The organism is Streptomyces sp. So13.3, assembly GCF_005860785.2.
Lineage (GTDB): Bacteria > Actinomycetota > Actinomycetes > Streptomycetales > Streptomycetaceae > Actinacidiphila > Actinacidiphila fildesensis.
The window spans coordinates 3,785,185-3,811,326 of sequence record NZ_CP048835.1; the positions used below are offsets into that span (position 1 = coordinate 3,785,185).

Genomic DNA, 26,142 nt, shown 5'->3' on the forward strand with positions numbered 1-26,142 from the left:
AACGTAGTCGCGGGTTCCGCTGCGGGCAATGGCGCGTACCTTGCCACCGGCCGGTTCGTTCCGGCCAGTGGCGGCGATCAGGCGGACATCGGGCGCTGTATCCGGACCGCCTGGAGCAGTCCGATGGCGATCCAGATCGCGAACATCGACGAGCCGCCGTACGACACGAAGGGCAGCGGCAGGCCGGCGACCGGCATGATGCCGAGCGTCATCCCGATGTTCTCGAACGCCTGGAACGCGAACCAGGCGACGATGCCGGCCGCGACGATCGTGCCGTACAGGTCGGTGGCGCTGCGGGCGATCGCGCAGGCCCGCCAGACGATCAGCCCGAGCAGGACGATGATCGCGGCGGCCCCGGCGAAGCCGAGCTCCTCGCCGGCGACGGTGAAGACGAAGTCGGTCTGCTGCTCGGGCACGAACTGGCCGGTGGTCTGGCTGCCGTGGAAGAGCCCCTTGCCGAACAGGCCGCCGGAGCCGATCGCGATGAGCGCCTGGTGGGTGTTGTAGCCGACGCCGGCCGGGTCCAGGGCGGGGTTGGCGAACGCCGCGAACCGGTCGACCTGGTACTTGTCGAGCACGCCGAGCTGCCAGATCAGCGCGGCCCCCACCGCGCCCGCCGAGATCAGGCCCAGCACCCAGCGGTTGGAGGCGCCGGAGGCGAGCAGCACACCGAGGATGATCACCGCCATCACCATCACCGAGCCGAGGTCCGGCATCAGCATGATGATCGCTATGGGCAGCGCGGCCCAGATCAGGGCCTGGAGGACGGTGCGGTGGTCGGGGTGCACGCGGTCGCCCGCGTCCACCCGCGCCGACAGCAGCATCGCCATGGTCAGGATGATGGTGATCTTCACGAACTCGGACGGCTGCAGCGAGAAGCCGCCGCCGATCACGATCCATGAGTGCGCGCCGTTGATCGTGGTGCCCAGCGGGCTGAGCACCGACAGGATCAGCAGCACCGAGATCACGTAGAGCACCGGCACGACACCGCGCAGCCGGCGGTGTCCCAGCGCCACGACGCCCGCGGCGAGGCCGAGGCCGATGCCGGTGTTCATCAGATGGCGCAGCAGGAAGTAGTACTGGTCGCCGTGGGTGAGGTTGGTGCGCCCGCGGGTCGCCGAGTAGACAAGCAGCGTGCCGATCGCCGACAGCGCGAGTGCGGAGCCCAGCAGGACCCAGTCCATCCGGCGCAGTATCGAGTCCCGGGCGAGCAGTTTGCCCAGGGTGCTGCGTTCCGGGGTGAAGCGGCGGATCGTGTAGCCGTTGGCGGTCATGAGACGTACCTCCGGCCCAGCAGGAGCTTGTCGTCGCGGCCGGGGGCGAGCGCGGCGAGCACCGGGCCGCCGGCGGGCGCGGAGGGTGCGCCGGACGACGGGGCGAGGGTGGTGACGGCGGACACGGCACGGACGACGGAGCCGTCGTCGGCGAACTTCGGCAGCTTCGTCTCGGGGGTCGGCAGCAGCGCCTTCTTGCTGTCGATCGAGCCGTTGGCCTGGATGCCGTACATCGCCTCGTAGATCTTGCGGATCGCGGGTCCTGAACCGCCGGAGCCGGTGCCGCCCTGCGAGATCGTCATGACGATCGCGTAGTCCTTGGTGTACGTCGTCAGCCAGGACGTCGTCTGCTTGCCGTCGACCTCGGCGGTACCGGTCTTGGCGTGCAGCTGGATCTTGTCCTGCGGCCAGCCGGAGAAGCGCCAGGCGGCGGTACCGCTGGTGATGACGCCGGCGGTGGCCTGGTTGATGTACTTCAGGGTCTCGGCGCTGTCCGGCAGCTTGCCGGTGGCCTTGGGCGCGATCGGCTTGATCGTCTTGCCGTCCGCGCTGACGATCGCCTTCCCTATGGTCGGCTGGTAGAGCGTGCCGCCGTTGGCGAGGGCCGAGTAGATCCGCGCCATCTGGACCGGGGTGACGAGGGTGTCACCCTGGCCGATCGCGAAGTTCACCGAGTCACCGGCGCGCATCACATTGCCGTCGACGCAGTTCTCGCGGGCGATCTGGGTCGCGTAGTCCTGCTTGTTGGTCTTCCCCTCCCGGCACCAGTAGTCCACGTTGGCCTCGAAGTAGGCCTGCTTCCACTGGCGGTCCGGGACCCGGCCCTTGACCTCGCCCGGCAGGTCGATGCCGGTCTTGGCGCCCAGGCCGAACTGGTGGGCGGTCTTGTAGAAGAAGTCCTTGGGGTTCTTGGGCTTGGTGCCGCCGTCCGCGAGCCACTGGTTGTACGAGAGCCCGTAGAAGACGGTGTCGCAGGAGATCTCCAGCGCCTTGCCGAGGTTGATCGCGCCGAAGCTCTCGCCCTCGAAGTTCTTGAACACACGGCCGCCGATGGTCATCGACGAGGTGCAGGGGTAGGCGCCGTCGAGCGGGTATCCGGCGTTGACGGCGGCCGACGTGGAGATCACCTTGAAGGTCGAGCCGGGCGCCGACAGGCCCTGGATGGCCCGGTTCAGCAGCGGGTAGTTCGAGTCCTTGCCGGTCAGCTGCTTGTAGTCGGCCGGCGAGATGCCGCCGACCCACGCGTTCGGGTCGTACGTCGGGGCGCTGGCCATCGCGATGACCTGGCCGGTGTGCACGTCCATGACCGTGACCGCGCCCGAGTCGGCCTTGTAGTTGGTGCCCGTGACGGTGTCGAAGGTCTTGCGGGCCTCCACCATCGCGTCGTTCAGCTCCTTCTCGGCGACGGCCTGGACGCGCGAGTCGATGCTGGTCACCAGATTGGCGCCGGGTTCCGCGGGCGTGTCACCGGCCCGGCCGATCACCCGGCCGAGGTTGTCCACCTCGTAGCGGGTCACGCCCGCCGTACCGCGCAGCGCCGCGTCGTACTGGCGCTCCAGGCCGGAGCGGCCGACCTGGTCGGAGCGCAGCAGCGGCGTGCCGTTCTTCTGCGAGGAGGCGATCTCGTCGTCCGTGACGGGCGAGAGGTAGCCGAGCACCTGTGCGGCGTTGGCCTTGCTCGGCGCCGGGTAGCGGCGGACGGCGGTCGGCTCCGCGGTCACACCGGGGAAGTCCTCGCGGCGCTCCATGATCTGCAGCGCCTGCTGGGTGGTGGCCTTGTCGGTGATCGGGATCGGCTGGTACGGCGAGCCGTTCCAGCAGGGCTGGGGGGTCTTGGCGTCGCAGAGCCGGACCTTGGCGATGACGTCGGCGGGCGGCATGGCCAGCACCGCGGCGAGCCGGGTGAGGACGGCCTTGCCGTCGTCCTTCTGCTTGAGCAGCTCGGTGCGGCTGGCGGATACCACCAGCCGGGTCTCGTTGTCGGCGATGGGCACACCGCGCGCGTCCAGGATCGCCCCGCGGACCGCGGGGGTCACGACCTGCTGGATGTGGTTGCTGGCGGCCTTCTCGGTGTACTCGTCACCGTTGCGGATCTGCAGGTACCACAGGCGTCCGCCGAGGGTGAGCAGCAGGGAGAAGACGAGGATCTGCAGGATGACCAGGCGGATCGTGACGCGGGAGGTGCGGCCGGTCTCGGGAATGTTAGACATCGGCGCGCGGCGCCTTCCTCGCGGGATTCGTGGCGGTGGGGTTCCCCGTGCCGGAGGCCAGGGGAGGGCGGGCGCTCACAGCCTGCGGCCTCCCTTGGCGATGGAGCCGACCCGGCTGCCGCGGCCGACCCGGCCGACCCGGCCGACCCGGCCGAGCAGGCCGGCGCGCTGGCTGCCGATGCGGCTGCCGTAGCCGCCGGCCGCGTCCTCGGCGAGCGGGTCGTGGTCGAAGCGTCTGGCCAGTGCCATGACCAGCGGGACGATGAACGGGGCGAGCAGCAGGTCGTAGACGGCCGCGGTGAAGATCAGCTTGGCGAGACCCACATGGGCCCCGGCGGTGTCGCCGACCAGGGCGCCGACGCCCGCGTAGAGCAGGGTGCCGCCGATGGCCGCCGCGACGACGACGAGCATCGGCATGGCGGCGGTCCGCAGCTGCCCGGTCTCGGGCTTGGCGAGGCCCGCCAGATAGCCGATGACGCACAGCACGAGCGCGTACCGGCCGACGGCGTGGTCGGCGGGCGGTGCCAGGTCGGCGAGCATGCCGGCGCCGAAGCCGACGAGTGAGCCGCCGACGTGGCCGTAGGTCAGCGCGAGGCCGAGCACGGTGAGCAGCAGCAGGTCGGGTACCGCGCCGGGCAGGTGCAGCCTGGCGAGCACGCTGACCTGGACGACCATCGCGACGACGACCAGGACGGTGGAGAGCAGGATCCGGTTGAGTCGCATGGTCAGCTCCTGGTGGTGGGCGCACCGGAAGGGGTGGCGCCCGGTTTCCGCGCCGGCGGGGCGACCTTGGCCGCGGTGGGCGACGGCGTGGGCTTCGGCGGCAGCACACTGTCGCGCGGGTCCGTGCGCGGGCCCTCGACGACGACGCCGACGATGTCGAGCCGGGAGAAGCCGACGTACGGCTCGACCTGGACCGTACGGGTGAGGCTGCCCGCGGACGGGTCGATCGCGACGACCCTGCCGACCGGGACGCCGGGTACGAACGGCTTGCCGGCCTGCGAGCCGAAGGTGACCAGCCGGTCGCCCTTCTTCACCTTGGCCTTGCCGTTGAGCAGCTGGACGCGCATCGGCCGGTCGCCCTGGCCGGTCGCGAAGCCCAGTTCCATCGAGCCCTCCATCCGGGTCCCGACGGTGAAGTCCGGGTCGTTGGCGAGCAGCACGGTGGAGGTGGAGGGTCCGACGGTGGTGACCCGTCCGACCAGGCCTTCGCCGTTGATGACGGTCTGGTCGCGGAGGACGCCGTCAGCGCTTCCGGCGTCGATGGTGACCGTCCAGGAGAATCCCTGGGCGGCTCCTATGGCGATGATCTGAGCGCCCTTGATCGCGTACTGGCCGGCTCCCGCGGTCTTCAGGAGCTGGTCCAGTTCACGGGCCTTGTTGCGGGTGATGTCCTTGCTGCCGAGCTGCTGCTTGAGCTCCGCGTTCTCGCGTTCCAGGCGGCTGATCGTGCTGTGCCGTCCCCCGGAGTCGCGCACCGCGGAGATCGCGTTGCCGACCGGGTCGACGGCGGACGCCACACCCTTTTCGACAGGTCCGAAGGCCGAGGCCGCCGCCTGTCGGGGGCCGTCCATCGGTGACTGTTCGCCGCCGCGGATGTCCACGGTGATCAGTGCGAACGCGATCGCGATCAACAGCACCAGCAGAAGCCGGCTCTCTCGTGTGTCCCTCACGGGCGCCAGTCCGTGCCTTCCTCGAACGGACCGGTCGGCTGCGGTCCCCGGCCGGTCGAAGTGTGTGACGCAGTGAGAACGATCCCGCGTGCCGGCGGGCAGTCACCCGCACGCAGGACCTTGCGAACTCATCTGCGCGGCTGGGCGTCCAGAACCTGCTGCAACGCCTCGAACTCCTCGACGCACTTGCCGGCGCCGAGCGCCACGCAGTCCAGCGGGGATTCCGCGATGTGGATCGGCATTCCGGTCTCGTACCGCAGTCGCTCGTCCAGCCCGCGGAGCATCGCTCCTCCGCCGGCCAGCACGATGCCACGGTCCATGATGTCGCCGGAGAGTTCGGGCGGGCACTTGTCGAGCGTCGTCTTGACCGCGTCGACGATCGCGTTGACCGGCTCCTCGATGGCCTTGCGGACCTCGGCGGCCGAGATCACCACCGTCTTGGGCAGGCCACTGACCAGGTCACGGCCACGGATCTCGGTGTGCTCGTCCTTCTCCAGCTTCGGGTCGAAGGCCGACCCGATGGTGAGTTTGATCTGCTCCGCGCTGCGTTCGCCGAGCAGGAGGCTGTACTCCTTCTTGATGTGCTGGATGATCGAACTGTCCAGCTCGTCGCCGGCGACCCTGATGGACTGCGCGGTGACGATGCCGCCGAGTGAGATCACGGCGACCTCGGTGGTGCCGCCGCCGATGTCGACCACCATGTTGCCGGTGGCCTCGTGGACCGGGAGCCCGGCGCCGATCGCGGCGGCCATCGGCTCCTCGATGATGTGCACCTGGCGGGCGCCGGCCTGGGTGGTGGCCTCGATGACGGCGCGTCGCTCGACCCCGGTGATGCCGGAGGGCACGCAGACGACGACGCGGGGGCGGGCCAGATAACGACGCTTGTGGATCTTGAGAATGAAGTAGCGCAGCATCCGCTCGGTGATCTCGAAGTCGGCGATGACGCCGTCCTTCAGCGGGCGGACCGCGACAATGTTTCCCGGGGTGCGGCCGATCATCTTCTTGGCCTCGGCGCCGACCGCCAGGATGCCGCCGGTGTTCGTGTTGATGGCGACGACCGAGGGCTCGTTGAGGACGATCCCGCGACCCCTGACGTACACCAGCGTGTTGGCAGTCCCGAGGTCGACAGCCATGTCACGGCCGATGAACGACATGTTGTTCGCCATGTGGATACGTCTGGCCTTCCCGAGCTTGAGCGGAGATTCCATCGTAGTCGCGCCCCACGGGGCACGGGGTCCGGGGTTCCGACGTCATTGTCATCAGAACACACAGCGTCCGCTGGTAATGGTGACGACGTGTCGGAGAGATTGGTTCCCGATAAAGCGTTGCATATGCCGGAGGCGACCGGATTTCCCCGGTCGCCTCTGAGCTGATTGGGCGTCAGTCGACGAGCCTTCACCGCAGTTCAGAAGGGGTACAGCCGGTCAGCGCATACACCCGGAAGCGGGACGGCGGGCCGATTGTTCAGACCAGGCCCGGGAAGAAGAGCTTGATCTCCCGCTCGGCGGACTCCGGGGAGTCCGAGGCGTGGATGAGGTTCTCGCGCACGATGCTGCCGAAATCCCCGCGAATGGAGCCGGGGGCGGCGGCGATCGGGTCGGTGGGGCCGGCCAGCGCCCGTACGCCCTCGACGACGCGCTCGCCCTCGACGACCAGCGCCACGGACGGGCCCGAGGCCATGAACTCCATCAGCGGCTCGTAGAACGGGCGGCCGACGTGCTCGGCGTAGTGCTGCTCCAGGGTGCCGAGATCGAGCGTGCGCAGTTCGAGGGCGCCGATCGTCCAGCCTGCCTTGCGCTCGATCCGGCCGATGATCTCGCCGATCAGGCCGCGGCGGACGGCGTCCGGCTTGAGAAGGACAAGGGTGCGCTGGCTCACGGTACGGCTCCTACTGACGGTGACGGGTATGACGACATTACAAGGCGTGGTCAGGCCACCTGCGCCGAGTGCCTCGCCTTGGCCTCGTCGATCTTCCGGCCGTAGTGGACGGAGGCCCACCACAGGGCCGCGAAGACCACGCCCAGGAAGTACATCGTCCCGACCCAGTAGCCGCTCACGACCAGAGCGATCTGCAGCGCCCAGCCGACCGCGAGGGCCCCGGGGCGGGACAGCATGCCGCACAGCAGCACGCACAGCAGCATCCCTGCGCCGCACACCGCCCACACCGTGCCGGCCGTCAGATCGTCCTGCTTCATCGCGACGAGACCGGCGAAGCCGATCACGAAGAACTCACCGATCAGGGTGCTCGCGCACAAGGTCCGCATCGTGCCGCCTCACTTCCGGCCCAGCAGCAGCCGGGCCTCTCCCACGGTGAACACCGATCCGGTGACCAGCACGCCCGCCCCCGAGTACGCGCCCTCGTCCTCGGCGAGGGCGATCGCGGCCTCGATGGCGTCGTCCAGCCGCGCCTCGACCTGCACCCGGTCGTCCCCGAAGACCTCGACGGCCAGCGCCGCCAGCGCGTCCACGTCCATCGCCCGGCTGGTCGAGTTCCGGGTCACCACGATCTCCGCGAGCACCGGCTCGAACGCCTCCAGCAGCCCGCGGACGTCCTTCTCCGCACTCGGACCGACGACCCCCACCAGATGGGTGAAGTCGAAGACCTCGCTGACCGCGGCAGCCGCCGCCCGCGCGCCGGCCGGGTTGTGCGCGGCGTCCAGGACGACGGTCGGGCTGCGCCGGATGATCTCCAGACGGCCCGGCGACGTGACGGACGCGAAGGCACCGCGGATGGTGTCGATGTCCAGCGAGCCGACCCGTGTGGTGCCGATGCCGAAGAACGCCTCGACGGCCGCCAGCGCGACCGCGGCGTTCTGCGCCTGGTGCTCGCCGTGCAGCGGCAGGAAGATCTGCTCGTACTCGCCACCGAGGCCGCGCAGTGTCAGCAGCTGGCCGCCGACCGCGATCTCGCGGTGCACGACCCCGAACTCCATGCCCTCGCGGGCCACCGTCGCGTCGACCTCGACGGCGTGCTTGAGCAGCACGGTCGCGGCGTCGACGGGCTGCTGGGACAGCACGACGGTCGCGTCCTTCTTGATGATCCCGGACTTCTCCACGGCGATCTCGCCGGGCGTCGTGCCGAGCCGGTCGGTGTGGTCGAGCGCGATCGGGGTGACGACGGCGACCGAGCCGTCGATCACGTTGGTGGCGTCCCAGCTGCCGCCCATGCCGACCTCGACGACCGCGACATCGACGGGCGCATCGGCGAAGGCCGCGTAGGCCATCGCGGTGAGCACCTCGAAGAACGACAGCCGGTGCGGCTGCGCGTCGTCCGTCATCTCGATGTACGGCTGGATGTCGCGGTACGTCTCGATGAACTTCTCGGCGCTGATCGGCTGCCCGTCCAGGCTGATCCGCTCGGTCATCGCCTGCACGTGCGGGCTGGTGTAGCGGCCGGTGCGCAGATGGAAGCCGAGCAGCAGCTGCTCGACCATGCGGGCGGTGCTGGTCTTGCCGTTGGTCCCGGTGATGTGGATGGCCGGGTAGGTGCGCTGCGGCTCGCCCAGGATGTCCATGAGTGCGGTCATCCGGTCGAGCGACGGCTCCAGCTTCGTCTCGGGCCAGCGCCCGGTCAGCTCCCCCTCGATCTCCCGCAGCTCACGCTCGGTCGCGGGGTCCTTGGGCGGGGCCGGTACGCCGTCGTCCGGCGTGAGCGGGACGGGCGTGCGCAGGGTACGGCTGCCTGCCTCGATCACCGCCATGTCGGCTTCCCGGACGGGCCCGCCGTCGGGGGCGTCGTCGTCCGGGGTCTCGTCGAACAGGTTTGCTGCCGCGTCGTCGTTCTGGGGGTGCTCGCTCACGCCGCCCAGTCTACGGAGCCGGTGCGGGTCCACATGCCCGGGTGAGCGGGCGGCGCACCGCGCGCGCCCCGGAGAACGCGACGGACGCGGGGGCCGGCCCGTGGCGAACGGGCCGGCCCCCGCGTCCCGAGGTCCGGGTGGTGCCGCGGGTCAGCCCTGCGGCAGGCCGTCCAGCTGGGCGGTGATGCGGGCGATGTCCGCCTCGGCCGTCGCCAGCCGGGTGCGGAGCTTGTCCACGACGTGCTCGGGCGCCTTGGCGAGGAACGCCTCGTTGCCGAGCTTGCCCAGCGCCTGCGCCTTCTCCTTCTCGGCCAGCCCGATGTCCTTGGTCAGCCGCTTGCGCTCGGCCTCGACGTCGATCGTGCCGGACAGGTCCATCGCGACGGTGCCGCCGGCGACCGGGAGGGTCGCGGTGGCGCTGAAGCCGGCACCGGCCGGCTGCAGGCGCAGCAGCTGCCGGATCGGCGCCTCGTGGGCCGCCAGCGCGCCCGGCAGCGTGAGCTGCGCGGGGACCTTCTGGCCGGGCTGCAGGCCCTGGTCGGCGCGGAACCTGCGGACCTCGGTGACCACCTGCTGAACGCCGGCGATCTCCTTCTCGGCCGCCGCGTCCCGGAAGCCGCTGTCCTTCGGCCAGTCGGCGACGACGACCGACTCGGCGCCGGTGAGCGTGGTCCACAGCGTCTCGGTGACGAACGGGACCACCGGGTGCAGCAGCCGCAGCAGCACGTCCAGCACCTCGCCGAGCACCCGGCCGGAGACCTCGGCGCCGCGGCCGCCCGCGAAGAAGGTGGTCTTCGACAGCTCGACGTACCAGTCGAAGACCTCGTCCCACGCGAAGTGGTAGAGCGCCTCGGAGAGCTTGGAGAACTGGTAGTCCTCGTAGAGCGCGTCCACTTCGGCGACGACCGCGTTGAGCCGGGACAGCACCCAGCGGTCGGTGGCCGACATCTCCTCGACGGGCGGGAGTTCACCCTCGACCGTCGCGCCGTTCATGAGCGCGAAGCGGGTCGCGTTCCAGATCTTGTTGGTGAACTTGCCGGAGGCCTGGACCCAGTCCTCGCCGATCGGCACGTCCACACCGGGGTTGGCGCCGCGGGCCAGGGTGAAGCGGACGGCGTCGGAGCCGTACTTGTCCATCCATTCCAGCGGGTTGACCGCGTTGCCGAAGGACTTCGACATCTTCTTGCCGAACTGGTCGCGGACCATGCCGTGCAGGGCGATGGTGTGGAACGGCGGGGTGCCGTCCATCGCGTACAGGCCGAACATCATCATCCGGGCGACCCAGAAGAAGAGGATGTCGTAGCCGGTGACCAGCACCGAGTTGGGATAGAACTTCTCCAGCGACTCGGTCTGTTCGGGCCAGCCCAGCGTGGAGAACGGCCACAGGCCCGACGAGAACCACGTGTCGAGCACGTCGGTGTCCTGCGTCCAGCCCTCACCGGTGGGGGGCAGTTCGTCGGGGCCGACGCAGACGACCTCGCCGGCCGGGCCGTACCAGACCGGGATGCGGTGGCCCCACCAGAGCTGGCGCGAGATGCACCAGTCGTGGAGGTTGTCGACCCAGCTGAAGTAGCGGGACTCCATCTCCTTGGGGTGGATCTTCACCCGGCCGTCGCGGACCGCGTCACCGGCGGCCTGGGCCAGCGGGCCGACCTTGACCCACCACTGCAGCGACAGCCGCGGCTCGATGGTCGTCTTGCAGCGCGAGCAGTGCCCCACCGAGTGCGAGTACGGGCGCTTCTCGGCGACGATCCGGCCCTCGGCGCGCAGGGCCGCGACGATGGCGCTGCGGGCTTCGAGCCGGTCCAGGCCCTCGAAGGGGCCCGGGACGGTGATGATCGCCCGCTCGTTCATGACGCTGAGGTTCGGCAGGTCGTGCCGGCGGCCGATCTCGAAGTCGTTCGGGTCGTGCGCCGGGGTCACCTTGACGGCGCCGGTGCCGAACTCCGGGTCCACGTGCTCGTCCGCGACGATCGGGATCCGGCGCCCGGTGAGCGGCAGTTCGATCTCGGTGCCGACCAGGTGCGCGTAGCGCTCGTCGTCCGGGTGGACGGCGACGGCGGTGTCACCGAGCATCGTCTCGGCGCGGGTGGTGGCGACGACGATGGCGTTGTCGCCCTCGCCGTAGCGGATCGAGACGAGCTCGCCGTCGTCGTCCTGGTACTCCACCTCGATGTCCGAGATGGCGGTCAGACAGCGCGGGCACCAGTTGATGATGCGCTCGGCGCGGTAGATCAGCTCGTCGTCGTAGAGCTTCTTGAAGATGGTCTGGACGGACTGCGAGAGGCCTTCGTCCATGGTGAAGCGCTCACGCGACCAGTCGACGCCGTCGCCGAGGCGGCGCATCTGGCCGGAGATCTGGCCGCCGGACTCTTCCTTCCACTGCCAGACCTTCTCGACGAACGCCTCGCGGCCCAGGTCGTGGCGGGACTTGCCCTCCTTGGCCAGCTCGCGCTCGACGACGTTCTGGGTGGCGATGCCGGCGTGGTCCATGCCGGGCTGCCACAGCGTCTCGTACCCCTGCATGCGCTTGCGGCGGGTCAGCGAGTCGATGATCGTGTGCTCGAAGGCGTGCCCCAGGTGCAGGCTGCCCGTGACGTTCGGCGGCGGGATGACGATCGTGTAGGGCGGCTTGTCGCTCTTGGCGTCGGCCTCGAAGTACCCACGCTCCACCCAGCGCTCGTACAGCTTCCCCTCTACCTCGGCCGGCACGTACGCGGTCGGCAGTTCGGGGGTGCTGTTCGGCCCGCCATGGGGGCTGCGCTGAGAGTTGTCGGTCACCCCGTCATTCTACGGGCGCCCCGCACCGCTCGTTACGAAGCCGTAGCGGGCCCGGCGTAAGCGGCGGGTAAGACATCCGGAAGGATGGGTGCACGGTCGTTTACGGAGGGGACGAGTCACATGAGCTACAACCAACCGCCGCCCGATCCCGGCTACGGCGGGCAGCCGAACCCCTACGGGCAGCAGCCGCAGCAGCCCGGCGGATACGGCCAGCCCCAGCAGGGCGGCTACGGACAGCAGCCTCAGCAGCCCGGGTACGGCTACCCGGCGCAGGTCCCCCCGCAGACCGGCCCGTACGGACAGCAGCCGCAGCAGGGCTTCGGCGGCTATCCGCCGCAGCCGCCGCCCGGCAAGAAGAACACGGTGTGGATCGTCATCGCCGCCGTGGTCGTCGTCGCCGCGATCGGTGGGGGCGCCTTCGCGCTCTTCCATGGCGGGGACGCGGACAAGGGCACGGTCAGCAGCAGCAGCGGCACCACCGGCGGCAACAAGGGCAGCGGAAGCGACGACGGCAAGAAGTACAAGCTGACCGCTCCGCAGACCGTCGCCGGTGACTTCCAGCTCAAGGACCCGCTGGACGACGACAGCAAGACCGAGATGAAGGACGTGCCCGGAGTCGTCAACCCGGAGCCGGCGGGCGGCAGTTACGAGAACAGCACCAAGAAGAAGATGCTGTTCAGGGGCGTGTGGGGCACGGTCGCCGATCCCGGGCGGGAGGTAGACGCGCTCTTCGTCAGCGGCACGAAGGACATCACCAAGGAGGGTGACGCCGAGCTCGTCGGGACCCCGGAGAAGGTCACGCCGGACGGGCTCGACGGCGGCGCCGTCATGAAGTGCCAGATCGTCAGGTTCAAGGCGCCCACCACCAGCACCTCACCGGTGAAGAGCGCGGATGTGCCGCTGTGCATCTGGTCCGACCGCAGCACCGTGGCCATGGTCATGGTCGTCGACCCGATCGCCGCCCTCACCGGCAGCGGCCCCAGCATCAGCGACACCGCGGCCACCACAGCGAAGGTGCGCAAGGACGCCCGCGTCGAGATCAAGTAGACCGACGCAGCAGGCCGTGACCACCTAGCGGTACGCGGTCACGGTCACACGAAGCAAGACGTACGTTCCACGAGGGGAATCACCCACACATGAGCTACAACCAGCCGCCGCCGGGTTACGGCCAGCCGCAGCAGCCGCCTCAGCAGCCCTACGGCCAGCCGCAGCCCCAGCCCGGATACGGCGGCTACCCCCAGCAGCCGCAGCAGCCCCAGCAGGGCTGGCCGCAGCAGCAGGGTTACCCGCAGCAGCCCCAGCAGCCGCAGCAGGGCTGGAACGGCCAGCAGCCCGGCCAGCAGCCGGGTTACCCGCCGCAGCCGCCCCAGGGCAGGAGCAAGACCGTCGGCGTGGTCATCGGTGTCGTGGTGCTCGCCGCCATCGGCGGGGGCATCTACTTCGCCACCAGCGGCGGTTCCAGCGGCAGTGGCGGCGGCTACAAGATCGCCTTCCCGGAGAAGATCGCCGACGGCAAGTACACCAAGTCGTCGGAGAACATCGGCACCCCCGAGACGGGCAAGTCGGACGCCGGCATCACCGACCCGACCAGCGTGCGGGGCACGTACAAGTCGGACAAGGAGACGGTCTCCCTCTCCGGCGGCGAGGGCAATGTCACGGACCCCAAGGCCGCGGTCGACAAGATCCTTTCGAGCGGTCTCAGCAAGAGCGGCGCCGAGGCCACCGAGCAGCACCCCGCCGGATTCGACGGCGCCGTGATGAAGTGCGCCGGCGGCGGCTCGTCCATGCCCTACTGCGTCTGGGGCGACGACAGCACCGTGATGATCTCGATGTACATCAACATCGACCTCAGCGGTACGTCCACGCCGCCCTCCGCCTCCGAGTGGGCGAACACCACGGCCAAGATCCGCAGCGAGATCCGCGTCAAGAAGTAGCCGCACCCGTGCGGTAGCCGTACAAAGCGAAGGGGGCGCCCGGCAGTTGCCGGGCGCCCCCTTCGATGTCAGCCGGTGAGCGCTATGCGCTCTTCTGCTCGCCCTTGCCGATGATGCGCGGCTCGCGCGGCACCAGGGTCGGGTTGACGTTGGAGTGCACGACCTCGTCGGTGATGACGACGCGGGCGACGTCCTTGCGGGACGGCACCTCGTACATCACGGACATCAGCACCTCCTCCATGATGGCGCGCAACCCGCGCGCGCCGGTCTGGCGGAGGATCGCCTGGTCGGCGATGGCTTCCAGCGCGCTGTGCTCGAACTCCAGCTCCACACCGTCGAGTTCGAAGAGCTTCTGGTACTGCTTCACCAGGGCGTTCTTCGGCTCCACGAGGATCTGCAGCAGCGCCTCACGGTCCAGGTTGTGGACGGAGGTGATGACCGGCAGCCGGCCGATGAACTCGGGAATCATCCCGAACTTCACCAGGTCCTCCGGCATGATCTCCTGGAACTGGTTCGCGGCCTGGATCTCGCGCTTGGAGCGGATCGTCGCGCCGAAGCCGATGCCCTTGGCGCCGGCCCGCGATTCGATGATCTTCTCCAGGCCCGCGAAGGCACCACCCACGATGAACAGCACATTCGTGGTGTCGATCTGGATGAACTCCTGGTGCGGGTGCTTGCGCCCGCCCTGCGGCGGCACCGAGGCCGTCGTGCCTTCCAGGATCTTCAGCAGCGCCTGCTGAACGCCCTCACCGGACACATCCCGCGTGATCGAAGGATTTTCACTCTTGCGAGCGACCTTGTCGATCTCGTCGATGTAGATGATCCCGGTCTCGGCCTTCTTGACGTCGTAGTCGGCCGCCTGGATCAGCTTGAGCAGGATGTTCTCGACGTCCTCGCCGACATAGCCCGCCTCGGTGAGCGCGGTGGCGTCGGCGATGGCGAACGGCACGTTCAGCATCCGGGCGAGGGTCTGCGCGAGCAGCGTCTTGCCGGAGCCGGTGGGGCCGAGGAGCAGGATGTTGGACTTGGCGAGCTCGATCGCGTCGTCGTGGCCCCGGCCGTTGTTCTCACCGGCCTGCACCCGCTTGTAATGGTTGTAGACCGCGACCGAGAGAGCCTTCTTCGCCGGCTCCTGGCCGACGACGTAGCTCTCCAGGAACTCGTAGATCTCCCGAGGCTTGGGCAGATCCTCCCACCGCACTTCGGAGGACTCGGCCAGCTCCTCCTCGATGATCTCGTTGCAGAGATCGATGCACTCATCGCAGATGTACACACCAGGCCCTGCGATGAGCTTCTTCACCTGCTTCTGGCTCTTGCCGCAGAACGAGCACTTGAGCAGGTCGCCGCCGTCACCGATGCGTGCCACGAGGTGTTTCCCCTTCGCCTGGGATCCGCCTAGTCCAACGGAACCTGGTGCTTCTCTCATCGACGGTACCTTGCCGCGCCCCCCGTGCGGGCCCCCCTTGGACCTACTCAGTCCAAGGAGGGCGGTAACGCTTCCGCACTGCGGTACCCCCATGGGGGTACCGCGATCCCTCCGTCAGACCGACGCGGAGGTCTTACGGGTGGAGACGATCTGGTCGACCAGACCGTACGCGAGGGCTTCCTCGGCGGTCAGGATCTTGTCGCGCTCGATGTCCTCGCGGATCTGCTCGATCGGCGTGGTGGAGTGCTTGGAGAGCATCTCCTCCAGCTGCGCGCGCATCCGGATGATCTCGTTGGCCGCGATCTCCAGGTCGGAGACCTGACCCCGGCCGGTCTCGCTGTACGGCTGGTGGATCAGGATCCGCGCGTTCGGCAGCGCCATCCGCTTGCCGGGGCTGCCGGCCGCGAGCAGCACGGCCGCGGCGGAGGCCGCCTGGCCCATGCAGACCGTCTGGATGTCCGGCTTCACGAACTGCATGGTGTCGTAGATGGCCGTGAGGGCCGTGAACGAGCCACCGGGCGAGTTGATGTAGACGGAGATGTCGCGGTCCGGGTCCATCGACTCCAGGCACAGCAGCTGCGCCATGACGTCGTTGGCCGAGGCGTCGTCGATCTGCACACCGAGGAAGATCACGCGCTCCTCGAAGAGCTTCGCGTACGGGTCGTACTCGCGCACGCCCTGCGAGGTGCGCTCGACGAAGCGCGGAATGATGTAGCGGGCCTCGGCGCCGAGCACACCTGGCGCCTCGGCCATCGTGCGCTCGTAGAGGCCGCTACCGGGGAAATTCAGGGAGTTCACTTTCACCGTCCTGGTGATGAGCAGTGGGCTGGGCGGGTTCGGCGGAGGGGGCCTGAGGTGCTCAGACAGCCCCGGTGCCGCCACCGCCCGGAACGCCGGAGGCGGTGAGCATGACCCCGTCCAGCAGGCCGTAGGCGGTGGCCTCCTCGGCCGAGAACCAGCGGTCGCGGTCGGAGTCCTTGGTGATCTGCTCGACGCTCTGGCCGCTGTGCTGCGCGATGAGCTCGGCCATCCGCCGCTTGGTGTGCAGCAGCTGCTCGGCCTGGATCTTGATGTCGGTGGCGGAGCCACCCAGACCCGCGGAGGGCTGGTGCATCAGGATCCGGGTGTTCGGCAGCGCGAAGCGCTTGCCGGGCGTGCCCGCGGTGAGCAGGAACTGGCCCATCGAGGCGGCGAGGCCCATGGCGATCGTCACGACGTCGTTCTTGATGAACTGCATCGTGTCGTAGATCGCCATGCCGGCCGTCACGGAGCCGCCGGGCGAGTTGATGTAGAGGTAAATGTCCTTGTCCGGGTCAGCGGCGAGAAGGAGCAGCTGCGCGGTGATCTTGTTGGCGATATCGTCGTCGACCGCCTGGCCGAGGAAGATGATCCGCTCGTTGAGCAGTCGGTTGTAGACCTGGTCGCCGAGTCCACCGATGGTCGGCTCGCCGGCGGCGGAAGGCATCGGAGTCGTCACGTATCCACCTGCTCGTTGTCGGACGGCCCGGGGCCGTCTCAGCGTCTTCGTCTTCGCGTCTTCGCGTCTTCGGGTGTTCTCGGGCGGCTCGGGGGTCAGTCCCCCAGCATCCCTACTTGGACCCTAACGCGCAGGTGGGGCCCAGCAATCCCCTACGCGAAACTGTTCGCTGTGAGCGCAGGCTCGGCGCCCGGGTAAGCAAAACGGGCCCGAACGCGGCTTCGCGTCGGGGCCCGTCGTGCGAACAGGTCAGGCCTTGTCGGAGGTCGCCTCGACGGCGTCCTCGACCTCGGTGGCGGTCTCCTCGTCGGAGCCGGCCTCCACCGTCACAGCACCCTCGTCCTCGACCTCGTCGTCCAGGTCGACCGTCTCACCGTTGGTGTCGGTGACCTTGGCGGCCTCGACGACCACGGCGAGCGCCTTGCCGCGGGCGACCTCGCCGACGAGCATCGGCACCTGGCCGCCTTCGACGACGGCCTGGGCGAACTGGTCCGGGCTCATGCCCGAGGAGGCGGCGCGGCGCATGAGGTGCTCGGTGAGCTCCTCCTGGTTGACCGACAGCTGCTCCTTGGAGACCAGCTCATCCAGGATGAACTGGGTCTTGATGCCCTTGGTGGCCTGCGCGCCGAGCTCCGCGTCGTGCTCCTCGGCGGTCTTGCCCTCGCGCTCCAGGTAGCTGTCCCAGTCCAGGCCCATGGCCGGGAACTGGTGGTGCTCCAGGTTGTGCTTGCGGGTCTGGATCTCGTCCGCCAGCAGCTTCTCCGGCATCGGGACCTCGACCAGCTCCAGGAGGGCGTCGAGCACCTTCTCCTGGGCCTGGGTGGCCTGGTCGTAACGCTTCATGTTCTCGAGGCGCTTGACGCTGTCCGCGCGCAGCTCCTCGAGGGTGTCGAACTCGCTCGCCAGCTGGGCGAAGTCGTCGTCCAGCTCGGGCAGCTCACGGGCCTGGACGGACGTCACGTCCACCTTGACCGACGAGGTCTTGCCGGCGGCGGAGCCGCCCTTGAGCTCGGAGTCGAAGGTGGCGGTGCCGCCGGCCTCGAGACCGATGACGGCCTCGTCGATGCCCTCGAGCAGCTGGCCGGAGCCGATGGTGTAGCTGACGCCCTTGGCGACGCCGTCCTCGAGGACCTCGCCGTCCACGGACGCTTCGAGGTCCAGGACCACGACATCGCCCTCGGCGGCGGCGCGCTCGACCGGGGAGGTCGAGGCGAAGCGCTCGCGGAGCTGCTCCAGCGACTTGTCGATGTCCTCGTCCGACACCTCAAGGGCGTCGACGGTGACCTCGATGCCGGAGTAGTCCGGGATCTCGATCGCCGGACGGATGTCGACCTCGGCGGTGAACTTGAGGTCCTGGCCGTCGTTGAACTCGGTGATGTCGACGTCGGGCTGGCCGAGAACGTTCAGCTCGCCCTCGCTGACAGCCTCCGTGTAGAACTTCGGGAGTGCGTCGTTGATGGCCTCTTCGAGGACCGAGCCGCGACCGAACCGCTGGTCGATGACGCGCGCGGGGATCTTGCCCTTACGGAAGCCCGGCACCGTGACCTGCTGGTTGATCTTCTTGTAGGCCGCGTCGAGGCTGGGCTTGAGCTCCTCGAAGGGCACCTCGACAGTGAGTCGAACCCGGGTCGGGTTCAGAGTCTCGACGGCGCTCTTCACGGTTGGGTCTCCTTGGGGCTGACATCAGGGGCTTTAGAGAATCGCGCCAACACCCGGTTCCCACCATGTGAGCGGAACCGGCGGCCGACGAGACGTACTACTCGGGGACTGCGCCCCTACGTCGCCCCGTATACAGGCGCCATTGCATAGTACCGGTACGACGGGCACGCCCGTCCCGCTCGGCAAAGTCATCTGGTCGGGGTGGCCGGATTCGAACCGACGGCCTTCCGCTCCCAAAGCGGACGCGCTACCAAGCTGCGCCACACCCCGCTGGTGCGAGACGTAGAGTACATGCCCTGGTACACGCGGGCGGCCAATATTCCGTCGCGACTTCAACTGAATCCCGGCCGGGTCGCACACCCGGATTTACCGGTGTGCGGCGGGGGTGTGCGAGCCGCTACGATGCGGTGTGCCAGAATCTGTGGCGCTGCGGGCGTAGCTCAATGGTAGAGCCCTAGTCTTCCAAACTAGCTACGCGGGTTCGATTCCCGTCGCCCGCTCCACGTGGCTACGGCCCAGGTCAGAGGGATAATCCCCTCACCTGGGCCGTTGTCGTTGCCGATCTTCGTTCAGTCCCGTGTGCCCCCGGCGTGCCCGTCCGGTCCGCGATCTTGGTTTCGTGCCCGCTCCACGAAGTCGCTCACCGCATCACCGATCAGCCGTTCCCGCTCAGCGCTGGCGTGCTGGTAGATCAACGCCGCACGGGCGGTGCTGTGACCCATCCTCGTCATGAGTTCCTTGGTGCTGGCCCCGGTCGCGGCGGCCAAGGTGTTCCCGGTATGCCGCAGGTCATGGAAGTGCAAGCCCTTGATTCCGGCCGTATCGCACGCCTTCCGCCAGAGCTTGCCGAAGTGGTTCCGGCGCGGCACGGCCTTCCTCGATCCGATGAAGACCCGGCCATCCGCTCCCGGCTCCGCATAGACCTGGAGATGCGCGGTCAGCTCGGCCCTGATGACCTTGGGGATGGCCACCGTGCGCTTGCCCGCCGCGCTCTTGGGCTCCTTGATCAGCCGCTTCCCGTTGCGCAGCTCGGCGACGGACCGGCGGACCCGGAGCGTGCCGCCCTCCATGTCGAGATCACGGCGGCGCAGCCCGACCAGCTCACCGAAACGCAGCCCGGAGAACGCCGCGAGCAACACGAACGCCCGATACCGGGGCTGCATCGCGTCGGCGATGGCGTACACCTCCGCCACGGTGGCAGTCGGCCGCTCCGGCGTCGGCGCGGTACTGGCGCCCTTGATCCGGCACGGGTTCCGGCGGATGAGCTGGTCATCCACAGCGGTACCCAGAATCGCCCGTAAGAGCGCATAGCTCTTGGCCATCGTGGACGCTCCGGTACCTGCGTCGAGCTTGGCCGTGCGCCAGGCCCGGACATCGGCCGCCGTGATGTTGGCGACGGACAGAGCGCCGAGGGCAGGCTCCAGGTGGACCCGCAGCAGCGTCGCGTACAGCTCGGCCGTGCCCTTACTCACCCCGCGCTGAGCGATCCAGGTCTTCGCGTACCCGCCGAACGCGACCTTGCCCGCCTCAGGATCAGTCCAATCCCCGCGCCGAAGCTCGGTCTGCTTGTCGGCCAGCCAGTCATCCGCCTCACGCTTGGTACGGAACGTGTGCGGCGCTGGGCGGACGATGCCATCCGGGCCCGGGTAGCGCGCCTGATAGCGCCCGGAGGCCAGCTTGCGCACCCGGCCGAACGTCCGCTTCCTGCCAGCCATCAGGCCACCGCCCGCAACCGTCGGACAACAGGCGCGACCGTGTTCTCCAGGAGGTAGGCGGCGATCACGCTCTCCCGAATCCGCACGTGGGTACCGACCTTGATGTACTCGATCCGCCTCTCCTCGATCAGGCGCCGGACAAAGCGCGGCTTGGTGTTGAGCGCTTCGGCAGCCTCTTCGACGCTCAGTAGTCGGTCCATGGTCACCACTCCCCCGTGTCTCTGAGCCCGGCGAGTGCTTCGCGGGCGGTCTCGCGGTTGATGCGTAGGTCCCGGGCGACGCTGGCGGCGAGGCGTGATTCCCCGGGGGTGTGGCCTTGGCCGGCGTACTGCCAGTCGGCCATGACGAGCACGGTTGGATCGCGGGTGTAGTCGGGTAGGCCGAGGGCTTCGCGTTGCTCGGCGGCGCGGTAATCGGCCCGGACCTTGCGCAGGGCGCCGAGGGTCGTCGAGTAGCGGAGGGACTTGGACGAGAAGTGGCCCCGGAAGCCGAGCATGTGCGCCCAGGCCCACAGCCGCCGGTCGGGGTAGATCGCGTCCAGGTCCCAGCAGGCCCGGATGAGCCGTTGGGCATGGTCGGGCACGCCGTGCCGGTCGAGCTCGTGCAGCTCTCCGATACGTCGGTCGAGGGTGCCGGTGGTCTCAGCGGCCTTGGTGGCGTACTTGGCGACGTAGGAGGCCACGGCCTGTTCGCTAACGTCCTTCCCGGCACCGAATGCCCGGATGGGCCGGATGTCGAGCTGGACGCCCCAGCGCAGCACCCAGGGGCTCGGGTATCCGGCTTCCGAATCGGCCGGCACGGTGATGGTGGTGTACCGGTGGGCGGCCGCAGCCCGGATGCAGTCGGTCAGGAGATCGGTGGTGGCCCAGGCCGGGGGCGCGTCCTGCCCTTCGGGTCCGTCGAGGCGGATCACGGCGTGGAAGTGGACGGCGCCGCGCTTTTGGAACTCGGCGACCTTGCCGTAGGAGACCCGGGCTACGTCGGACAGCTCCCGTTGGGTCAGTCCGGCACGGGCGGCGATCTCGCGGCGCAGACGCGTCGTGAACCTCATCCACAGGTCGCCCGCATGGTTGTTGAACAGCACGGCGCCCGCGTAGTCGTAGGTGTCCGCATCGAGCGGTGTACCGAGCAAGTCGTCACCGTCTTGGTGGGTGGTGCCGCAGCGGCAGCGGCCGGAGTCGGGCCGGTTGTGGACCGGGCCGAACGACGGGGCGGTGAAGGTGGCGAAGACCCGGGGGTGATCGCGGACAGTGCCCGGCACGTCCTTGGACTCGTCACCCGCCAATCCGGCGCGGATCAGGTGGTAGGTGTCGGCGGCGTAGACCGTGGCGCAGGGTTCGCAGCGTGAGGCGCGACGGTTGCCGCAGGCCAGGCGAAGGCGTCCGCCCGGCTCATCAGCGGTGGAGTAAGTGTGGAGGGTCTGACCGGTGGCCCGGTCACTCGTACGCGTGAAGCCGCGTAGGTGGATGGGGTTGGAGCAGCCGCCGGTGCGGGTGACTTGGTGGTGCCAGCGGTGGAAACCCGGATCCCCGGCCACCATGAGCAGGTCGCCCATGGTGGTCGGGTCCAGGGTGGTTACCGCGGTCATCGCCCCGCCGGGACGAGCAGGCGGCGCCGGGCGGGTGCCGTGCCGGTGCCCCGGCAGGCGTGGCAGTTCACGGTGATGGTGGTGCGCTGGCCGTTGGGGGTGCGGGTGCCGGTGGTGATGGCGACGGAGGGGAATCCGTCGCAGTCCGGGCAGACCCGGGCGGGGGAACGGTGAGGGGCGGTCATGATGGTGGTCTCCTTGCTGGTCTTTCGAGGCGGGTGAGGGGCAGGGCCCTCCGGACGGCGGAAACTTGGAGGTGGATGCCGTCCGGAGGGTTGGTCAGCGTTCGGTATTGCGGCGGCCGTGGCCTTTGGCCGTGTACATCGCGGCATCAGCAGCCGACAGGGCGTTGGTGAGGGTGGGCACGGGCAGGTCGGCTAGGTGGCAGGCGCCGACCGAGGCGGAGACCGGCAGCAGGCGCCCGGCGTAGGGCACGGGGCGGTGCAGCGCGGATCGCAGAGCGGGAAGGCCCGGGGTGGCGGTCGGGTCGGTGACGAGGGCGGCGAACTCGTCTCCTCCGAGGCGGACAGCGATGCCGTGCCGGTCACACCATGCGGTCAGCCGGGCGGCGGTCGCAGTCAGCACGGCATCCCCGGCGTTGTGGCCGTACGTGTCGTTGACGGCCTTGAAGTCGTCCAGGTCGATCAGGACGGCCAGAGCGTGCGGTGAGCGGGTGATGAGGCGCTGTGCCCGGGTGGTCCAGCCGGTGCGGGTGTGCAGGCCGGTCAGCGGGTCACGGCGAGCAGACGCCAGACGGCGGGAGAGCAGGCCGCCGTGCACAGCCCAGCCGAGCGCGGGTAACACGGGGACGATGGCTTGCAGGTCCATGGCGGTCACCGGCCCTTGCGCTGGTCGGCGAGCAGGGAGCGCAGGACCACGGCGCACACCGCGATCGAGGCGCCGGTGACGGCGACGGCCAGGAGCAGGGAGACCAGGACCGCGCCGACGACCAAGACCGCGGCGACGCCACCACCGACGACGGCGACGAGACCGGTCGGGGTGAGCCGTACCGCCGGGCGGGACGGGACCGGGGCGGGTGCGGTGGCAGGGTGCTGGCAGGCGCAGGCCGTGTGCTGAGCGACAACCGGTGCCAGGGCCGTGTGCTGCTGGGTGGTGAAGGTGGCGGTGGGCATGGTCGGGATCTGCGGTCGGAGCATGGCGGGACTTCCTTCCGGATCAGGGCTGGGTAGTCGGGGTGACGACGGTGACGCCGGTGGTGGTGCCGGATTCGATGGCCGGGGCGAGGACGCTGTGGGCGAGGAGGAACCCGGCGATGAGGAGGACGATCACGAGCCACAGGGGCGGGCGGGCGAGCTTGTAGCCGAGGTAGCCGACGACGGCGATGGCGAACCAGAACGGCACGGACTCAGGCATGAGGAGTGGTCCTTTCCGGGGTCAGCGGACGCGGCAGCGGTGGGTACGGGCGGCCAGCGATGCGGCGGCACGGTTGGAGTAGTCCGAGGACCAGCCGCACCCGTCGTTCGTGCAAGCGGCGGCGTGCCGGGTGCGGCCGAGGTGATCGCGGTAGGTGCCGATCTGGACCGGGCCGACGTGGGAGACGGAGTGGAAGTTCTCGTTGCGGGCCATGAACGGATGTCCTTTCAGGTGAGTTGGGCTGCGATGGACTCAGCGAGGGGCGTGGGGACGCCGAGGCGGGCGGTCAGGGTGTCGAGGTCGATCGGGGTGCCGGTGGCCGTCAGATGGGCGGCAGCGACCTTGCGGGCATGGGCCAGAAGCGGCGGCGCGACCGGTGCAGGCGCCGGGGGCAGTGCGGGAGCAGATTCCGCAGCGGTGACGGCTTCTTGGACGGGTTCGCGGTCGATGGTCGGTTCGGGGTCGGGGTCGCATTCGGCCGGCACAGGGGTCCGCGGTTCGGCCGGGGGTGCGGGATTGTGGGCGAGGAAGGTTCCGCCGAGGAAGGCCAGCGCGGGCCATCCGGCAACGAGGATCCGCAGCCACGCGGGCACCTGATGCAAGTCCAGCAGTCCGGCAGTGGCGACGTTGGCGCCAAGCGAAGCGACCAGGGCAACGGCGAACCAGATCCACGCCGACCGCACCGGGCCATCCGTAGCCCGCAGGGTCCGCAGGCGACGCCAGGCCGCGACCAGCAGGAGATCGACGCTGATCGGGTAGGCCCAGGCCTTCCAGCCGTGTTGTCCGGCGGCTTCCGCGATGTCGTGCAGGTGAGCGAAGGACAACGCACCGGCAATCACCGCTTGCACGAGGACCGCATCAGGACGGATCGAGGGACGCATGGTCGTTCACCTCCTTCATGGGGTGGAGTCCGGTGCCAGGCGGGGAGCGGGTCCAGCCGCCCGGCACCAGGGATTGAGGGGTCAGGCTTGGCCGGAGCCGAAGCAGGTCAGGCACATCCCGACCTGTTGGTCGTCGGTGATCCGCTGTTTGCGGCCGACCTTGACCGCGACACCGACCTCACCGGTCCCCTTGCAGACGTGGCACTTCGGTGCAGCCTTGGCAGCGGCTTTGCGGGCAGCCACGGCGATCACCGGCCCTTGAGGGCATCAGCGCGGGCACGGGCGGCACGGGCAACGTCAGCGGTCTCGGTGTCACCGGGCTGGGTGGCGGCGATGCGCTCCAGCAGATCGGCCTTGCGGTCCATCAACTCGGCCTCATTGCCGTGGCCGGTACGCAGGGCGCGAAGATCGGCGATGAACTGGGAGATCTCGGCCGGGGTGGGTTCGGACATGGCGGGCACTTCCTTCCGCTATTGGGCATGGCGGGGGTAGGGACCTGGCGCGAGGAGGTCACGCCAACCAGTGGGGCGAGGGGTGTTACTCGGTGACCGGGCGGGGCCGGAGCTTGATCAGCGACGGCGGGCCAGCCGGGGTCAACGGGGGCAGCACCGGCCGGAAGGCTGCCAGCTCCGGCAGGTCCGGGGTCAGGTGCGCGAAGTTGTTGCAGGCGGTGACCGCCTGGCGAAGCGTGGTGTGCGGGGCGCGGGTGCGAGACCAGCCACCCGCCGTGTCTCCGACGATCGCGACGCCGGGCAGCTCGGCCGGGATCATCGTTGCGGCCAGGACCGCTTCGGCAGAGATGTCGGCGAAGGCCATCTTGGCGGAGCCTTCATCGTTGACGCGGTGGCAGACGCGGCCGGTCAACTGGGCCCGGAGCATGGTCACTCCGTCGCCGAGTTCGGAGCCGAAGCGCTGCCCGCACACCTCTACGTAGATTCCGGCGGCCCGTCCGAGCTGCACCAGGGAGACCAGGGCGGTCATGATCCGCTCGCGGCGCTTCTTCTGCGAAGTAGCGGAGATCAGCAGCAGCTCGGCTACCTCGTCGATGAACAGCACCACCGGCACCGGCCGCAGGTGTTCGGGCAGACCCCAGATGTCGGAGGTGATCTCCGCATCCGGGATATCAGCGCTGATGCGCTGCTCACGGCGGATGAGCTGGAACGTCTCAGCCATCCGCCCCACCAGAGCTTCCAGGAGCGCGACACCGGTGTCGGGGTTGTCGGCCAGGGCGGAGAAGCGCCGGGCCAGCGGACCCAGCTCGACGCCTTGCTTGCAGTCGATTCCGACCAGGGCGACCGGTTGCGCGCTCAGCTCGGTGGCCAGGTTCCGCTGATAGACCGACTTCCCCGACAAGGTGGCGCCCAGCTCCAGGCAGTGCGGGACCTGCCGGAAGTCCCGGTAATGCACCGACCCGTCATCCACCAGAGCGACCGGGACCCGCAACAGGTCACGATCCGTCTTGGCTGGCATGACGACCTGCTGCAGCACGTCATAGCCCGTCATCCGGACCTCGACCACACCGGCCTTGATCTCGCGGGAGGTCACGCCGTACATGCGGAACGAGTGCCGCAGCCGGTCAGTCGAGGCAGATACATCGAAGGCGTCCTGTCCCGGACGGAGCCCCAGCCGGAGCACCAGACCGGTGCGGGTGACCCGGGTCCGCAGCAAGCGCGGCGGCCGATTGGGAGGCACTTCCCGGCGGGCCATGCGCGCCAGAACCATCCGGATCCGGGACGGCGGAACGGTCAGCCCGCACGCCTCCATCACCGAGTTGTAGGTGAACGCGATCCGGACCAGCGCCACCAGGGCACCGAAGGCCATCCAGTACCAGGCCGGACGCTTCACCCGAAGCAACATCACCCCGGCAACCACGAGCGCCAGCAGGACCAGAACTAATGTCCCCCGCACGGCGATCAGCCCTTGGCGTTCGACGTAGCCGCAGAGATCGCGGTGATTGCAGCGGCGCGGAAGGCGATCCCGTGCCGCTTCGTGCCGTTGAACTCGTTCTCCCAGGGGCGCGCCACCAGACCCGTGAGCGCCACCACGGTGCCCATGACCAGTTCACCGGTGATGCCCGACTCGACCACCGTCACGGTCATGACCTCGGCCTCACCGTTCGCGACGAACATCACGTCCACCGTCTTGAGCGGCTGACCGGTCTCGGTGTCAACTGCGACCAAGCCAGTCTTCTTGTCCTTCATCTTGATCTGCGGAGGCTGCGCCACCATCACGGCGGCGGCGCTCACGTCTACGGGGATCTGACGCACGATCGGTCTCCTCTAGATGTGACACCCTCCTGCACTCATGTACAGGAGTGATAGCTAGAAGAGTGCCCGACTCCTGTACATGA

28 protein-coding genes and 2 tRNA genes are annotated in these 26,142 nt (G+C 69.0%); 3 read left to right on the forward strand and 27 right to left on the reverse strand.

All coding sequences use genetic code 11. The annotated features are described in order from the left end of the window. Positions 1-77 precede the first annotated feature (77 nt). From rodA to C8250_RS17160, 9 genes are all read right to left on the reverse strand, one after another. A complete protein-coding gene (gene rodA, locus C8250_RS17120) occupies positions 78-1,274 on the reverse strand; it encodes a rod shape-determining protein RodA (RefSeq protein ID WP_138357750.1) in 1,197 nt (398 codons plus the stop codon). Next, positions 1,271-3,484 (reverse strand): penicillin-binding protein 2, encoded by a 2,214-nt coding sequence (gene mrdA, locus C8250_RS17125; protein WP_138357751.1) that lies wholly within the window; start codon positions 3,482-3,484, stop codon positions 1,271-1,273. The genes rodA and mrdA overlap by 4 nt, the downstream gene beginning before the upstream one ends. A gap of 75 nt (positions 3,485-3,559) precedes the next feature. Beyond that, entirely contained in the window at positions 3,560-4,207 is a 648-nt protein-coding gene (gene mreD / locus C8250_RS17130) for a rod shape-determining protein MreD (protein ID WP_138357752.1), read from the reverse strand. A gap of 2 nt (positions 4,208-4,209) precedes the next feature. Next, complete coding sequence (gene mreC / locus C8250_RS17135; protein ID WP_138357753.1) at positions 4,210-5,157, reverse strand: rod shape-determining protein MreC; 948 nt, start codon at positions 5,155-5,157, stop codon at positions 4,210-4,212. 128 nt (positions 5,158-5,285) lie between these two features. Next, positions 5,286-6,311: a rod shape-determining protein gene (locus C8250_RS17140; RefSeq protein WP_138357776.1), complete on the reverse strand. Its 1,026-nt coding sequence runs from the start codon at positions 6,309-6,311 to the stop codon at positions 5,286-5,288. Between the two features lie 310 nt (positions 6,312-6,621). Beyond that, the gene (ndk, locus tag C8250_RS17145) at positions 6,622-7,035 is read right to left on the reverse strand and encodes a nucleoside-diphosphate kinase (RefSeq protein ID WP_138357754.1); all 414 of its coding nucleotides are present in this window, start codon (positions 7,033-7,035) and stop codon (positions 6,622-6,624) included. Between the two features lie 50 nt (positions 7,036-7,085). Beyond that, complete coding sequence (locus C8250_RS17150; RefSeq protein ID WP_138357755.1) at positions 7,086-7,421, reverse strand: DUF4233 domain-containing protein; 336 nt, start codon at positions 7,419-7,421, stop codon at positions 7,086-7,088. A 9-nt stretch (positions 7,422-7,430) separates the two neighbouring features. Continuing rightward, entirely contained in the window at positions 7,431-8,918 is a 1,488-nt protein-coding gene (locus tag C8250_RS17155; protein WP_244809823.1) for a folylpolyglutamate synthase/dihydrofolate synthase family protein, read from the reverse strand. 189 nt (positions 8,919-9,107) lie between these two features. Then, complete coding sequence (locus C8250_RS17160) at positions 9,108-11,738, reverse strand: valine--tRNA ligase (RefSeq protein WP_138357757.1); 2,631 nt, start codon at positions 11,736-11,738, stop codon at positions 9,108-9,110. A 120-nt stretch (positions 11,739-11,858) separates the two neighbouring features. Between C8250_RS17160 and C8250_RS17165 the strand changes: the two genes are divergently transcribed. Continuing rightward, positions 11,859-12,785: a hypothetical protein gene (locus C8250_RS17165; protein ID WP_138357758.1), complete on the forward strand. Its 927-nt coding sequence runs from the start codon at positions 11,859-11,861 to the stop codon at positions 12,783-12,785. An 89-nt stretch (positions 12,786-12,874) separates the two neighbouring features. Further along, the gene (locus C8250_RS17170; protein WP_138357759.1) at positions 12,875-13,672 is read left to right on the forward strand and encodes a hypothetical protein; all 798 of its coding nucleotides are present in this window, start codon (positions 12,875-12,877) and stop codon (positions 13,670-13,672) included. A gap of 82 nt (positions 13,673-13,754) precedes the next feature. Here the strand turns inward: C8250_RS17170 and clpX are convergent, their stop codons facing one another. The 5 genes from clpX to C8250_RS17195 form a co-directional block, all read right to left on the reverse strand. Then, entirely contained in the window at positions 13,755-15,038 is a 1,284-nt protein-coding gene (gene clpX, locus C8250_RS17175; protein WP_138357760.1) for an ATP-dependent Clp protease ATP-binding subunit ClpX, read from the reverse strand. Positions 15,039-15,212: 174 nt separating this feature from the next. Beyond that, on the reverse strand, positions 15,213-15,851 hold the full coding sequence (locus C8250_RS17180; RefSeq protein WP_138357777.1) for an ATP-dependent Clp protease proteolytic subunit: 639 nt from the start codon (positions 15,849-15,851) through the stop codon (positions 15,213-15,215). A 106-nt stretch (positions 15,852-15,957) separates the two neighbouring features. Further along, a complete protein-coding gene (locus C8250_RS17185) occupies positions 15,958-16,563 on the reverse strand; it encodes an ATP-dependent Clp protease proteolytic subunit (protein ID WP_164295743.1) in 606 nt (201 codons plus the stop codon). A 261-nt stretch (positions 16,564-16,824) separates the two neighbouring features. Next, positions 16,825-18,234, reverse strand: coding sequence for a trigger factor (tig, locus tag C8250_RS17190; protein WP_138357762.1), 1,410 nt, complete (start codon positions 18,232-18,234; stop codon positions 16,825-16,827). A gap of 193 nt (positions 18,235-18,427) precedes the next feature. Then, a tRNA-Pro gene (locus C8250_RS17195) sits at positions 18,428-18,504 on the reverse strand. 159 nt (positions 18,505-18,663) lie between these two features. On the opposite strand from C8250_RS17195, the gene C8250_RS17200 reads away from it, so the two are divergent. Beyond that, a tRNA-Gly gene (locus tag C8250_RS17200) sits at positions 18,664-18,737 on the forward strand. 66 nt (positions 18,738-18,803) lie between these two features. Here C8250_RS17200 and C8250_RS17205 read toward each other — a convergent pair. From C8250_RS17205 to C8250_RS17265, 13 genes are all read right to left on the reverse strand, one after another. Next, entirely contained in the window at positions 18,804-19,949 is a 1,146-nt protein-coding gene (locus C8250_RS17205) for a site-specific integrase (RefSeq protein ID WP_138357763.1), read from the reverse strand. Then, a complete protein-coding gene (locus C8250_RS17210) occupies positions 19,949-20,158 on the reverse strand; it encodes a helix-turn-helix domain-containing protein (RefSeq protein ID WP_138357764.1) in 210 nt (69 codons plus the stop codon). Before C8250_RS17210 ends, C8250_RS17205 begins: the two co-directional genes overlap by 1 nt. Then, positions 20,152-21,537 carry a replication initiator protein RepSA gene (gene repSA, locus C8250_RS17215; protein ID WP_138357765.1) on the reverse strand — a complete coding sequence of 462 codons (1,386 nt, stop codon included), beginning with the start codon at positions 21,535-21,537 and terminating at the stop codon, positions 20,152-20,154. Before repSA ends, C8250_RS17210 begins: the two co-directional genes overlap by 7 nt. Next, positions 21,534-21,722 carry a hypothetical protein gene (locus C8250_RS17220; RefSeq protein WP_138357766.1) on the reverse strand — a complete coding sequence of 63 codons (189 nt, stop codon included), beginning with the start codon at positions 21,720-21,722 and terminating at the stop codon, positions 21,534-21,536. Before C8250_RS17220 ends, repSA begins: the two co-directional genes overlap by 4 nt. A 94-nt stretch (positions 21,723-21,816) precedes the next feature. After that, on the reverse strand, positions 21,817-22,365 hold the full coding sequence (locus C8250_RS17225; protein WP_138357767.1) for a GGDEF domain-containing protein: 549 nt from the start codon (positions 22,363-22,365) through the stop codon (positions 21,817-21,819). Positions 22,366-22,370: 5 nt separating this feature from the next. Continuing rightward, a complete protein-coding gene (locus C8250_RS17230) occupies positions 22,371-22,694 on the reverse strand; it encodes a SpdD-like protein (protein WP_138357768.1) in 324 nt (107 codons plus the stop codon). A gap of 19 nt (positions 22,695-22,713) precedes the next feature. Continuing rightward, the gene (locus C8250_RS17235; protein WP_138357769.1) at positions 22,714-22,911 is read right to left on the reverse strand and encodes a hypothetical protein; all 198 of its coding nucleotides are present in this window, start codon (positions 22,909-22,911) and stop codon (positions 22,714-22,716) included. Positions 22,912-22,932: 21 nt separating this feature from the next. Next, positions 22,933-23,124: a mobile element transfer protein gene (locus C8250_RS17240; RefSeq protein ID WP_138357770.1), complete on the reverse strand. Its 192-nt coding sequence runs from the start codon at positions 23,122-23,124 to the stop codon at positions 22,933-22,935. Between the two features lie 14 nt (positions 23,125-23,138). Continuing rightward, the gene (locus tag C8250_RS17245; RefSeq protein ID WP_138357771.1) at positions 23,139-23,792 is read right to left on the reverse strand and encodes a DUF2637 domain-containing protein; all 654 of its coding nucleotides are present in this window, start codon (positions 23,790-23,792) and stop codon (positions 23,139-23,141) included. Between the two features lie 81 nt (positions 23,793-23,873). Beyond that, entirely contained in the window at positions 23,874-24,035 is a 162-nt protein-coding gene (locus C8250_RS17250) for a hypothetical protein (RefSeq protein ID WP_187145375.1), read from the reverse strand. Between the two features lie 5 nt (positions 24,036-24,040). Further along, the gene (locus C8250_RS17255) at positions 24,041-24,244 is read right to left on the reverse strand and encodes a hypothetical protein (protein ID WP_138357772.1); all 204 of its coding nucleotides are present in this window, start codon (positions 24,242-24,244) and stop codon (positions 24,041-24,043) included. A gap of 85 nt (positions 24,245-24,329) precedes the next feature. Next, positions 24,330-25,649, reverse strand: a complete 1,320-nt coding sequence (locus tag C8250_RS17260) for an FtsK/SpoIIIE domain-containing protein (RefSeq protein ID WP_138357778.1) — start codon at positions 25,647-25,649, stop codon at positions 24,330-24,332. A 56-nt stretch (positions 25,650-25,705) separates the two neighbouring features. Beyond that, the gene (locus C8250_RS17265) at positions 25,706-26,059 is read right to left on the reverse strand and encodes a hypothetical protein (protein WP_138357773.1); all 354 of its coding nucleotides are present in this window, start codon (positions 26,057-26,059) and stop codon (positions 25,706-25,708) included. Positions 26,060-26,142: the final 83 nt, after the last annotated feature.